This is a genomic window from Streptomyces sp. NPDC059009 (assembly GCF_042740175.1).
GTDB lineage: Bacteria > Actinomycetota > Actinomycetes > Streptomycetales > Streptomycetaceae > Streptomyces.
In genome coordinates this window covers 212,828-225,429 of record NZ_JBHYJB010000005.1, presented here as the reverse complement: position 1 = coordinate 225,429, position 12,602 = coordinate 212,828, and the positions used below count along the sequence as shown (strand labels likewise).

Sequence of the window (12,602 nt, the reverse complement as noted above, 5' to 3'; positions counted from 1 at the left end):
CAGTGTTGTGGGAGGTCACGTCACGGCCTCGCTTCCCCGGGGCGCGGGCACCTCGCCGACCGGTGCCGGATGGTGGCAGGCCGTCGCGTGCCGGACCCCGCCCAGGAGTTCGGGCGCCGTCGTGCGGCACACCTCGCTCGCGAGCGGGCAGCGGTCCGCGAACCGGCAGCCCTGGGGGAAGTCGGCCGGAGACGGCACGACCCCCTTGATCTGCGTAAGCCTTCCCCAAGCTCTCGACCCCGCTCGAGCAGGGGATACCCCACTGGCCGCCGACTCCAGGGAGAGCACGGAGCCGAGCAGTCCGCGCGTGTAGTGGTGGGTGGGGCGCTCCACCAGGTCGGCCGTCACGCCCGTCTCGACGATCTGGCCGCCGTACATCACCACCACCCGGTCGGTGACGTCCGCGACCAGGGCCAGGTCGTGCGAGACCAGGATCAGTGCGAAGCCCAGCTCCTCGCGGAGGCGGAGCAGGAGCTGGATGACCTGGGCCTGGACCGTGACGTCGAGGGCCGTCGTGGGCTCGTCGGCGACGATCAGCTTCGGGTCGCGGGACAGGGCCATGGCGATCAGGACGCGCTGGCGCTGGCCGCCGGAGAGCTCGTGCGGATAGCTGCGCAGGGTGCGGTCGGGGTCCAGGCCGACGAGTTCGAGGAGCTCGACCGCCGTCCGCTTCCCGCCCCTTCGTACGACCTGCTTGAGCTGCGCCCGTACCGTCATCGCCGGGTTCAGGGAGGAGAGGGCGTCCTGGTAGATCATCGCCATGTCGTGGCCCAGGAGCTTGCGGCGGGTGCGCGTGGGGAGGCCGATGAGCTCCCTGCCGTCGAAGGTGACGTGGCCCCGGATGCGGGCGCCCTTCGGTTCCAGGCCCATGACCGTGAGCGCCGTGAGGGACTTGCCGCAGCCCGACTCGCCCACCAGGCCGAGGACTTCGCCGGGGCGCACGTCGAAGCTGATGCCGTCGACGATGTCCACGCCGCCGTGCCGGGCGTCGAAGCCGATCGCCAAGTCCCGTACGGAAAGAACCGGTTCGCCCTCGGGGAGGGGGCGGGCGCGGGAGCGGAGGCGCGCCCCGGCCTCGGTGAGCCCCGGGAGTTCGAGGACCTTGCCCGAGCCGGGCTCGGGGGCCTCCAGGCGGTCGTCGCTGCGGGCGCCGGTGATGTCGCGGGCGGCGGGGGCGGCCCAGGCGTCCGAGACGCCCTCGGAGAGGACGTTCAGGGACAGGACCGTGATCAGCATGAGGAGGCCGGGGAAGACCGTCGCCCACCAGCCGCCGATCAGCACCATGTTCTTGCCGTCGGCGATGACGCTGCCCCAGGACGGGTCGGGAGGCCGCACGCCCGCGCCGATGAAGGACAGCGACGCCTCGAAGACGATGGCCTCGGCGACCTGCACCGTGCAGAACACCAGGATGGGTGCAGCGCAGTTGACGGCGACGTGCCGGATGAGGACGTGCGGGGTGCGGGCGCCGATGACGCGCTCCGCGACCACGTAGTCCTCGCCGTACTGGTCCAGGACGTTGGCGCGCACGACGCGGGCGATCGGCGGCGTGAACAGGAACGCGATGGCGCAGATGAGGACCGTGATGCCGCCGCCGAACACGGCCACGAGGACGGCGGCGAGCGCGATGCCGGGGAACGCCATGACGACGTCCAGGCAGCGCATCAGCGTCTCGTCGACCGCCTTGCGGGACGTCGCCGCGACCGCGCCGATGAGCGCGCCCGCCGCGAGCGCGAGCAGCGTCGCGCCGATCCCGATCGCGAGCGACCAGCGCGCCCCGTACATGAGGCGGCTGAGGATGTCGCGGCCCAGGCTGTCCTGGCCCATCCAGTGCTCGCTCGAGGGGTGTCCGGTGCCGTCGACCATGGGGGCCTGGTCGAGCGGGTCGTGCGGGGCGATGAGGGGCGCGAAGAGGGCGACCAGGACGACCGTCGTGATGACGCCGAGGGCGATGCGGGAGAGGACCGGCAGGCGCCGCAGGGAGCGCAGACGCACCCCGGGGCGGGCCAGCTTCTCGGTGAGAGCCGAGCGTGAGACCGGCATCAACTCGCCCCCCTGAGCCTCGGATTGACCAGCAGATACAGGATGTCGATGACGAGGTTGACGACCACGAAGCCGACCGCCGTGGTGATGACGACGCCCTGCACGACGGCCGGGTCGCCGTTCTTGACGGCCTCGATCATCAGCTTCCCCATGCCGGGCAGCGAGAAGATCGTCTCGATGACGACGGCGCCGCCGAGCAGATAGCCCACGCGCAGGCCGAGCACGGTGAGCGGGTTGATGAGGGCGTTGCGCAGCACGTTGCGGCCCACCACGACGACCGGCGGCAGGCCGTTGCCGATCGCCGTGCGCACATAGTCCTTGTCGAGCTCCTCGACGACGGCGGTGCGGATGATGCGGGTGAGCTGCGCGGCCACCGGCAGGGACAGCGCGAAGGCGGGCAGGGTCATGGACTTGAGCCAGCCGGTGAAGGAGTCGCCGGGGTTGATGTAGCCGCCGGTCGGGAACCAGCCGAGCTCCACGGCCAGGTACTGGATCATCAGCAGCGCCAGCCAGAAGCCGGGCGCCGCGACCCCGGTCAGGGAGACCACGCGGATCAGCTGGTCGGGCAGCCGGTCCCGGTAGATGGCGGCCGTGATGCCGCCGATCAGGGAGAGCACCACGGCGATGCCGAGCCCCAGGAAGGTGAGCTGCATGGTGAGCGGCAGGGCCGTGGTGATCTGGTCGACGACGGGGGAGCGGGTCAGGACGCTGATGCCCATGTCGCCGTGGGTCAGGTCGCCCAGGAAGTGGACGTAGCGCACGGGCAGCGGGTCCAGCAGGCCGTTGTCCTCGCGGAATTGGTGCAGTTGCGCGGGCGTCGGGTTGGCGCCCTGGAAGAACGCGGACGCCGGGTCGACGTCCGAGAACCGCATCACGAGGAAGACGAACAGGACGATGCCGAGCAGGAGCGGGATGAGGAGCAGGACGCGCCGGGCGAGGATGCGGACGATCGCGGTCACGTGAGGAGTCCTGCCGCCCTAGGCCCGCTTGGCCTGGAGGAGGTTGATGCCGGGATAGGGCTGGGCCCGCACGCCGGTGATCTTCTTCGGGTCCCAGGCCGTCATGAGTTCGTTGTGGACGACCGGGTAGAGGACCGCCTCCTCGGCGACGATGTCGATGTAGTCCTGGATCATCTGCTTCTTCTTCGTGGCGTCCGGCTCCTTGGTGGCCTGGTCCATCAGCTTGAAGAGGTGCTTGGCGGTGGCGGTCTCGGCCCAGCGGGCGTAGCCCATCCAGATGTTCTCGGGCCCGTAGTTGTAGTGCATGATCAGGTCGGCGTCGATGCCGAACTGGTTCGGGTTCGAGGCGGCCGCGACGACCTGGAAGTCCTTCTTCTGATCGAGCTTGGTGAAGACGGCGGTGGTCTCCTGCGAGTCCAGGGTCGTCTCCACGCCGATCTTGTCCCAGCCCTCCTTGATGGTGGGCAGGCAGTCCGAGATCCAACTCACGTTCACGGCCATGAGGTTGATCTTCAGCCCGCTCACCCCGGCGGCCTTCAGGAGCTTCTTCGCCTTCTCCGGGTCGTACGCGTACACCGTCTTCGCCGGCCGGTACGTGGGGTTGCCCTCGTTGAGGAAGGACGTGGACGCCTTGCCGTGGCCGCGCAGGGCGATCTCGATCATCTTCTCCGTGTCGATGGCGTAGTGCAGTGCCTGGCGCACCCGCACGTCGTCGAAGGGCTTGTGCTTCGTCTGGAAGAGCAGGAAGAGGTTGTTCATCCCGGCTCCGCCCTCGACGGTGAGGCCGCCCTTCTTGAGCTGCTCGATGTTGGCGTACGGGATGTTGTCGGAGATCTCCGCCTCGGCGCTGCCGCCGGAGATCTTGGCGACGCGGGGCGCGGCCTCCACGATCGTCAGCCAGTTCATCTTCTTGAACGCGGCCCTGCGCGGGCCGTTGTAGTCCGTGAACGCCTCGAAGGTGGTGTTGGACTTCGGGTGGTGCGCGGTCTGCCGGTACGGGCCCGAGCCGACCGCCTTGCCCTTCGTCGCCTCGTCCCAGGCGCCGGGTTTGGAGAAGACGTGCTTCGGCATGATCTTGGCGAGGGTGAGCCGCGCGACGCCGTCCGGGAAGGGGAACTTGAGCTGCAGCTCCACGTTCTGCGCGTCGACCTTCTTGACGCCCTTCAGCCAGCTCTCGAAGAAGCCCTTGGCGAGCGTCGCCGTCTTCGGGTCGAGGATCCGCTCGAAGACGAACACCACGTCGTCGGCGGTCACCGGCTTGCCGTCGTGCCACTTGGCGCCCGCGCGCAGCTGGAACTTCCAGGTGGTGGCCTTCGGGTCGGCGGGCAGCGCGGTGGCGAGCGCGGGATAGGGCTCACGGCTGATGGGGTCCGTGCCGAGCAGCCCCTCGTAGATGTGCTCGTTGCCCGCCATCGCGAAGGCGGACGCCGTCATCGTCGGGTCCCAACTCCCGTCGTTCCCATAGCCGATGACGGCGGTCAGGCTGTCGCCGCCCTTGCCGCCCCCGGTGTCGCTGGTGGACTCCGGCCCGGAGGAGCAGGCGGACAGGGTCGAGGTGATCGCGGCGGCGGCGCCGAGGGCGCCGGTGTGTTTGAGGAAGGAACGCCGGTCGGTGTCGCTCACGGTGCCTCCATGAAGGAGTGGGGTGAGGGGAACCCCGGGACTCTGGGACGCTCAGAGATCCCACGTCCTACGTCGTGGGAGCGTGGCGACGATAGGAGGGCCGCAGGTGCAGGTCAAGGTGTCGAACACGGCCTTTCTGCACGGGGGTTGGCCCGTGCCTCGACCGGTGGGCGCGCTGGCGCGGCGGGTCGGCCGCCCGGCACCCGGGCCCGCAGATCGAGCAGGTCCGCGGCGAGGGCGTGCGCCACCTTCGGGTCGGTCACCCGCCGCCACTCGCGGTGCGCGCGGTCCACGGCCTCCTCGACCTTCTCGGTTCCGTCGGATTGATCGGAGCTTTCCGGGTGTGTCTTCGGTTGTGCCTCCGGGCGGTTCTCCAGATGGCTCTCCGGGTGGTTCTCCGGGTGCTTCTCCGGGTGGGCGAGCCGCTCCAGACGGGCGTCCGCGGCCGACATCCACAGCCGGCAGGCCCGCTCCGCGTCCCCGGCGAGCCGCGCCAGGTCGGCCCGCACCTCCACCCAGTGGGTGACCTCGGGGGAGCCGGGCCCGGCGTGCCGGTACGCCTCCTGCTGGTGGGCGGCGGCCAGCGCGGCGGCCTCCAGGTGGTGGCCCGCGCGGGCCGCGGCGAGGATCACGGACTGCGGGTTCGGCACGGAGATCTGGAGGGTGTCCATGGCGGGCGCGGGCCCGAACCCGCCCTGCGCGGCGCCCCGTTCACCCCCGGTCTGCGCGGCGACGAGCTTCGCATACGTGCCCCGCAGCCTCAGCAGCTCCTCGTGCGTGCCGCGCTCGACGACCTCCCCCTGGTCCATGACGAGGATGAGGTCGGCGGAGCGCACGGTGGAGAGCCGGTGCGCGATCACGACCCGCGTGCACCGCAACTCGCTGAGCTTCAGGTGCACTTCGGCCTCGGTGCGGGCGTCCAGATGGCTGGTCGCCTCGTCGAGCAGGAGCAGCGCGGGCCGGGCCACGACGGCGCGGGCGAGGGCGAGCCGCTGCTTCTGCCCGCCGGAGAGCCCCATGCCGCCCTCGGCGAGACAGGTCTCGTACTTCATGGGCATCCGCATGATGTCGTCGTGCAGACAGGCGATCCGGGCCGCCGCGACGACCTCGTCGAGCGGCGCGTCCGGGGCGGCGAGCGTGATGTTGTCGAGGATCGACCCGCTGAACACGGCGACGTCCTGCACGACCACCCCGCACTGCCGCCGCACCGCGGCCACGTCCGCCTCGGCCAGGTCCACGCCGTCGTACAGCACCCGCCCCGACGACGGCTGGTAGAGGCCGAGCAGCAGCCGCGACAGGGTGCTCTTGCCCGAGCCGGTCGCACCGACCACCGCGATCAGGGACCCGGGCGGGCAGGAGACCGAGACGTCCCGCACGGCCGGGGGCCCGCCCTTGCCGTACGCGTACGAGACCTGGTCGAGCTCGACGGCGCCGCGCAGGGTGAGCTGTCTGCGCGGCGTCGCGTCGTCCTGCTCGGGCTCCTCGTCGAGGACGTCCTTCAGGCGGGCCACGTGCACGCCGACCGTCTGCATCTGGCGGGCCGTGTTGGCGAGGTTGTTCATCGGCACGATGAGGCTGCCGCCGATCGCGTTCAGGGCGAGCATCGTGCCGAGCGACATCCGCCCGTCCAGGACGCACCACGCCCCGTACAGGGACAGACCGAGCGTCATCGCGGTGCGCAGCGTCTGCACGACGGCGTCCACGACGTTGTCGAGGGCCTTGCGGCGCCGGGCGGCGTCCACCTGACTCCCGAAGAGCCGCTCCCACCGCTCGTACACATGCCCTTCGGCCCCGGAAGCCTTCAGCGATTCGACCCCCACGATCGACTCGACCATGTAGCTCTGCGCCTCCGACATGGCGCCGAGCTCGCGCTGGCTGAGGTCGGCGGCGCGCCGGGTGGTGACGACGACGGTGCCGAGCTGCACGACGGCGAAGGCGAGGATCACACCGGCGTAGTCGGGGGCGATGCTGAACAGCAGCCCCAGGTAGAGGACCGAGCTGGCCAGGTCGAGGAGGAGCGCGATGGCCTGGCTGGTGACGAGGTCGCGGATGATGGCGTTGCTGCTGAGCCGCAACAACAGGTCACCGCTCGTGCGCAGTTGGAAATAACTGAAGGGCAGCCGCAGCAGATGCCCCAGAAAGCTGCTCATGAGCCGGATGTCGATGACGGTCTGCAGATAGAGCAGCATCACGGACCGCCCGTACGTGACGACGAGCATGCTGAGCACGAGCAGCCCCACGCTCAGCGACACCACGGGCAGCGCGGAGCCGGACCCGCTGGGGATGAGGGTGTCGACGACGTACGCGGTGAGCCCGGCGGGCAGCAGCCCGATGAGGGTGAGCAGGAGCGAGAAGGCGGCGATGGCCCCGAACATCCCCAGCCTGCGCGGCAGATAGCGCCCCAGGAACCGCACGATCCCCTGCTGCTCGCGCCCGCTCCTGGCCAGCGTCGGGGTCGGCTCGAAGGTGAGCACGACGCCGGTGAACTCCCGTGAGAACTCATCCATGCCGACGGTCCTGCGGCCGCCCGCCGGATCCATGATCGTGGCGGAGGCCCGCGAGATCTCTTCGAGGATCACGAAGTGCTGGAACCCCCAGTGCACGATCGCGGGCAGCGCGAGCCGGGGCAGCTGCCAGGGCTCGCAGCGCACGGCGGACACGGCGAGCCCGTACTCGCGCGCGGCCCGCGCGAGGGCGAGCGCGGTGGCGCCGTCGCGGCCGATGCCGAGCCGGTCGCGGAGGTCCCGGACGGCGGTGCGGCAGCCGAAGTAGCTGAGGATCATGGCCAGACAGGCGGCGCCGCACTCCGTCGCCGACGTCTGCGGCTGGTAGCGGACGCGCTTGGTGCGCAGCGGCACGTCGTTCTCCCCCTTGGCGGTACGTGGGTCAGGTCTCTGCGTCGGGCTTGCGTGGGTGGGGCCCCGTGGACGGGTTTGCGCAGGTGCGGCTACGGCAGGATGCGGTCGGCCAGGGCGGCGGCGACGGGGCGGCTGCCGGTGCGGACGGAGACGGTGCCGGGCTCGCTCCCGCGCACCTCGCCCACGCGGTCCCGCGGCCGGACCCCGACGGCCTCCACGAGCCGGAACCCCTCGGGCACCTTCGCCTCCTCCTCGACGCGCAGCACGGCGGCCCGCCAGTGCCCCGGCTTCCCGACGTCGACGTGCTGACCGGTGGCCGGGTGCAGCCCGGTGGGGACGAGGAGCCGGAGGTGCCGCGCCTGACCGTCACCGAGGGCCGAGCCGGGGACGACGCTGGCCTGGGTGGTGGTGTCCACGCGGATGCAGGTGAGGGCGACGGCGGAGGCGAGGGTCACGAGGAGGGCGATGAGGAGGGGGAGGCGTTGGAGGGGCACGGGGATGGCGGCGCCACTCGTCGGGCGGGCCTGCGAGCGGGGGCTCACGCGTGCGCGGGGGACCGGGCTCTCGTGAGGGCCCGCGCCCGCGCGAGAACCCACCCCACGAAGCCGACCGAACCTCCCGCGAGGCTCCCCGCTGCGGCGGGGCTCCTGGCTCCGGCGAGGTTCGCTGCCCCCGTGTGGCTCCCCGCCCCCGCGCGGTCCTCCGCTCTCGCGGCTCCGCTGGCGTCGGAGCGCATACGTGTGTTCGCTCGTGCCCGAGCTTCCGCTGGGGTCCCAGTTCTCGCTGGACTCCCAGCTTTCGCCGGGCTCCGGGGACTCGCCCAAGTCGCCGCCCCCGTGCGGCACTTCACCTCCGGTCGCGTACGTGCTTCCGCCCTGGAGCCCGCTCCCCTCCGGCCCCCTGCGCGGCCGCGCCCGGTACGCCGCGACGCTCTCCGGGCGGAAGACGCCCCCCTTGCCCGGGCCCGCCCCGTACACGTCGGCGGCCCCGTACACGTCGGCCGCCGCGTTCGCGGGGTCCGAGCCGGGGCCCCACGGCGCCTCGTCCCCGGCCCGCTTCACGGTCGTGCCGCCTCGAACAGCAGCACCGAGCCGGTCCGCTCAGGGGCCGCCGCCCTGAGGAGCGCGTGGCCGATCCCGGCCAGGCCGGTCATGAGGCCCGGGGTCGGGGCGCCCAGGGGGACCCCGCACAGCCAGCCGCCCCCCGTCCCGGCGGCGTCGAGGAGGGTGCGGAGGGTGCGGCGGACCTGCGCCGCCAGGTCCGCGTCGGACGTGAACTCCGCGTACGCGCGGACCAGTTCGAGGTTGCCCAGGTCGCCGTGGCACAGGCTGTGGTTGCCCACGCCCGTCAGGGTGTCGCCCTCCAGGCCCGCGGCCAGCGTCGTCGAGACCGCCCGGTTCAGCTGGGCGCGCAGGTCCGCGTCCGGGATGCCGGGGACGCCGCCGTGGCGGAGCAGGGCGAGGCGGGCGAGGCCGATGCCGGGGGCGCCGTGGCACCAGGCGTTCATGAAGGTGCCCTCGCCGCGGCCGCCGACCGCGACGTCGCGGACGTCGCGCCAGTTCCCGGCGACCGGGTCGAACAGGGTCTGCTCGAAGCGGAGGGTCCGCGCCGCCGCCTGTCCGTAACGGGCGTCCGGGGCAGCCGAGTTCAGGGCCATGAGGGCGAGGGCGCCGCCCGCGGCGCCGTGCGAGAAGCCGGCCAGCGGGCGGCCGCTCGCGCCGAGCTTGGACGGCCACGCCAAGTGGCCGTCCTCCGCCGGGACTTGTGTGGTCAGGAGCCGCTCCGCGACCTGCGTGGCGGCCGTGAGCGCCGCCGGGTCGCCGAGCGACTCGTGCGCGGCGAGGAGGGTGAGGACCGCGCCCGCCGAGCCGTTCACCACGTCGAGGTGGGGGTCCGTGGCGCTGCGGCGGGGGAGCAGCGCGATGATCCGGTCGATCGCGGGGAGCCACCGGTCCTCGCCGGTCAGCGCGGTGAGCGCGGACAGGAAGTAGAGCGGGCCCGCCAGCGGTCCGCCCGCCCCGATGTTGGTCAACTCGTGGTCGGGGTCGTTCCGTTCGAGATCGTCGGGGCCGGTGGGGCCGGTGGGGCCGGTCAAGCCCGTGGAACCCGTGGAGCCCATCGGAGCAGCCGCGTCGTCGAGGAGCGAGGTGAGGCGGCGCGTCAGCTCGTCGGCGGCCCGCTCCGCCGCCCGCGCCGCCCCCGCATGGCCCGCCGCCTTCCCCAGCTGGCCCAGGAAGAGCCCGATGCCCGGCAGCCCCCCGTACAGGTCCATGCCGGTCGTGCCCAGGGTCCAGATCCGCTCGTCCAGGAGGTTGAGGCTGAGCCAGCCGTCCCGGGTGCCGTCGCCGATCGCGTCGGCGAGGAGCCGGTCGCCGATCTCCGCGGCCGCGGCGACCAGCTGCCCGGGGCGCACCTCGTCCCGCGCGGCCCGCCGCGACCAGCCCGGCCAGCGCGCCTCGGTGAGCGCCATCTCCTGCGACAGATAGGAGCTTTCGATGACGCGGACCTGCTGTTCCAGGTCGCGTTCGCCGAGCCCCGCGATGCGCCGGGCCACCCGGTCGTACGGCGCCTCGTCGAAGAAGTCCTCGACCCGCGAGCCGTCGCCGAGCCGCACCGCGCGCTCCGCGGCCACGAAGTCGAAGAGCGGCACGTTGCCCCGCAGCAGCTGGGCGATCTCGGACTGGATGATCCGGCCCCGCCCCGGCTGCTCGGCGAGCCCGCCCCACAGCCGGTCCAGGCAGACGTCCCGGTCCCGCGCGTCCCGCAGGAAGTCCGGGTGCAGGCTCTCGGTGAGCAGCTGCCCGTAGAGCCGGGTGGCCCGGAAGATGACCCGGAACGGGGCGTCCGCGAAGCCCGCCAACACCCCCTCGGGGGCGAGGAGTTCGCTGCGTCCCGCAAGGAGGATCCGGTAGGCGTCGCGGAAGCCCGCGACCACGTCGGCCCGGTGGTCGCGGGCGTCGACGGGCGCGTCGCCGAGCCGGGGCGCGTTGCCGAAGCCCTCCATCGGCTGCCGCTGCTTGACCAGGCGCATCTCGTCGGTGCCGATGCCCACCCAGCCCGGCACCTCGGCGGGGGTCAGCTGGCCCGCCTCGCCGCCGATGCCGCTCATGTCGGTGCGCTGCACCCGGTCGTCCTCGTCGCGGTACAGCATGTGGCCGGGCAGCAGCCCGGTCAGCGCCACGGAGGTCTCCAGGAAGGACTGCGCGGGGTCCCGCCAGTCCTGCTCCCGCTGGGTGCGCACGGCCTCCGAGACGACCGTGTGGAAGAGCGCCTCCAGGTCCACCACGACCGGGTGCGGCCCGGACGCGATGACGTTCTCGAAGTGCATGTCGGTGGCGTGCAGGGCGTACAGCAGGGCGAGTTGGGCACCCATCCGCCAGTAGAAGGCCCGCACCTCACCCCGGTCGGCGCAGGGGGCCGACGCCACGAACTCGGCCCAGCCGTAGCCGTCGGCACCCTCGCCCCGGTCGAGGACGCGCACGGTGCGCAGGGCGTGCCGCGGCCCGTGCGCGTTGAACCAGTCGAGCAGGCCGTTGTACGCGAGGTCGGCGCGGAGCGAGCGCGGCTTGTACACGAGCCGGGCGTCCTCGAAGCGCAGCAGGGCCACGCTCTGCCCGTCCCGGTGCACGTCCCCCGCCCCGAAGGACACCTCCGTCAGCGCGCCCGGCTCCGCGGGCAGCAGCCCCGCGTCCCGCAGCCGCCCCCAGTCGCCCGCGAGCCGCCGCCCGAACTCCCCGGCCCGCGCCACCCATTGCTCGCACAGCTCGGTCACGTACCGCAGCAGCACCGGGTACTCCGTCCACAGCGCCTGCCGTACTTCGTCGGTGCGCAGCAGCTCCACGAAGGCGGCGAACCGCTCCTCGGGGGTGTCGCCGGTGAGCCGCCCCTCGAGGCGGGCCACGTTCAGTTCGAGCACCAGGGTCCGGCTCACGGCCTCCCACAGCCTCGGCAGCGGCATGGTGTCGAGCAACACCTCGTCCAGCGCGCGCAGTTGAGGGGGTACGGGCAGCGCGGCAAGGTCCCGGCGCAAGCGGTGCCGGGCGTCGACGAGCACCGCCCGGAAGGGTTCGAGCAGCCCCAGGTCGGCCTCGGGGTGCGCCCGCCCGGCGTCGTCGCGGGCGGCCGCCTCGATGCGGCGCAGCCACGCGGGCCGGTCGGCGTCCGGCGCGACGGGGGCGCCCGACGGCTCGTCGAGCAGCGCCCGGAACTCCTCCTCGCCCACGCCCAGGGCCGCCACGCGCGTGGCGACGGTCTCCGGCTGCTGGTCCACCCACCACAACTCCCGCCAGAAGGCGTGCCGTTCGGCCGCGTCCCCGCCTCCGGCGACCCGCTGCCCCCACCCGGTGTCGTCGTCTCCGGCGCGCGTCCAGGACGCCCGCTCGGTGAGGGGCGCGGCCCGCCACCACGGGACCACGGCCACGTCGCCCGCCGTCGTCGTCTGCTCGCTCATCGTGTCTCCCCCTGGGTCTGATCCGATGGGGGCCGCCCGGCCCTGCCGGACGGCCCCCCGTCTTCGTTCGGTGTTCGTGCGGTGCGGTCAGGGCTTGATCCGCCGGACAGGCCCTAGTGGCACACGGTGACGGTCATGACGCAGCCCGCCGAGACCGTCGGGCTGACGGACGGCGTGGTCCACGTCCAGCCGGTGCCCGGCTGGTGGCAGCAGCCGAAGGTGGCCAGGCCGTGCGAGCCCGCCCCGGCGGCCGCGGCCAGCTCGTCCTCGGAGAGGGGCGTGAGCCCCACCTCCCCGGAGGGGTGCGCCGGGGCCGTCTCGCCCTGGGCCCGGCGGTAGTACGGGTCCTTGAGGGCCCTGATCTCGTCCATGTCGGTCTCTCCCGTGGGTAGGTGATGGGTGGCGGAGTGCTCAGCAGCAGCCGGCGGAGCCCCACTTGCAGCTGCCGCACATGGTTCCGTCGGGCGAGCACCGGGCCAGCGAGGCGGCGATGACGCCGCCCGTGACGACGGCGCCCCAGGTGGTGCCGCCTCCGACCTCCCCGAGCTCGTCGTCGCTCAGCGACACGACGCCGGCCGGGCTCTCCGGCGCCGGCTGCGCCGCTGCGTCCAGCTGCCGCCGGTAGTACGGGTCCTTCCAGGCACGGACCTGGTCCATGGGATCCCCCTTTGG

General features: G+C 72.7%; 8 protein-coding genes. All 8 read right to left on the bottom strand.

Going from position 1 to position 12,602, the window contains the following annotated elements:
* Nucleotides 1–15: 15 nt before the first annotated feature.
* Nucleotides 16–2,040 (bottom strand): dipeptide/oligopeptide/nickel ABC transporter permease/ATP-binding protein, encoded by a 2,025-nt coding sequence (locus tag ACFWYM_RS07410; RefSeq protein ID WP_384831363.1) that lies wholly within the window; start codon nucleotides 2,038–2,040, stop codon nucleotides 16–18.
* Nucleotides 2,040–2,999, bottom strand: coding sequence for an ABC transporter permease (locus ACFWYM_RS07405; protein WP_384831361.1), 960 nt, complete (start codon nucleotides 2,997–2,999; stop codon nucleotides 2,040–2,042). The genes ACFWYM_RS07410 and ACFWYM_RS07405 overlap by 1 nt, the downstream gene beginning before the upstream one ends.
* 18 nt (nucleotides 3,000–3,017) lie before the next feature.
* Nucleotides 3,018–4,622 (bottom strand): ABC transporter substrate-binding protein, encoded by a 1,605-nt coding sequence (locus ACFWYM_RS07400; RefSeq protein WP_384831359.1) that lies wholly within the window; start codon nucleotides 4,620–4,622, stop codon nucleotides 3,018–3,020.
* Between the two features lie 113 nt (nucleotides 4,623–4,735).
* The gene (locus ACFWYM_RS07395; protein WP_384831356.1) at nucleotides 4,736–7,480 is read right to left on the bottom strand and encodes a peptidase domain-containing ABC transporter; all 2,745 of its coding nucleotides are present in this window, start codon (nucleotides 7,478–7,480) and stop codon (nucleotides 4,736–4,738) included.
* 89 nt (nucleotides 7,481–7,569) lie between these two features.
* Nucleotides 7,570–7,974, bottom strand: a complete 405-nt coding sequence (locus ACFWYM_RS07390; protein WP_384831353.1) for a hypothetical protein — start codon at nucleotides 7,972–7,974, stop codon at nucleotides 7,570–7,572.
* 563 nt (nucleotides 7,975–8,537) lie between these two features.
* Nucleotides 8,538–11,930 (bottom strand): type 2 lanthipeptide synthetase LanM family protein, encoded by a 3,393-nt coding sequence (locus tag ACFWYM_RS07385; RefSeq protein WP_384831350.1) that lies wholly within the window; start codon nucleotides 11,928–11,930, stop codon nucleotides 8,538–8,540.
* A gap of 113 nt (nucleotides 11,931–12,043) precedes the next feature.
* Complete coding sequence (locus ACFWYM_RS07380) at nucleotides 12,044–12,301, bottom strand: mersacidin/lichenicidin family type 2 lantibiotic (RefSeq protein ID WP_384831347.1); 258 nt, start codon at nucleotides 12,299–12,301, stop codon at nucleotides 12,044–12,046.
* A 40-nt stretch (nucleotides 12,302–12,341) separates the two neighbouring features.
* On the bottom strand, nucleotides 12,342–12,587 hold the full coding sequence (locus tag ACFWYM_RS07375; protein ID WP_384831344.1) for a mersacidin/lichenicidin family type 2 lantibiotic: 246 nt from the start codon (nucleotides 12,585–12,587) through the stop codon (nucleotides 12,342–12,344).
* Nucleotides 12,588–12,602: the final 15 nt, after the last annotated feature.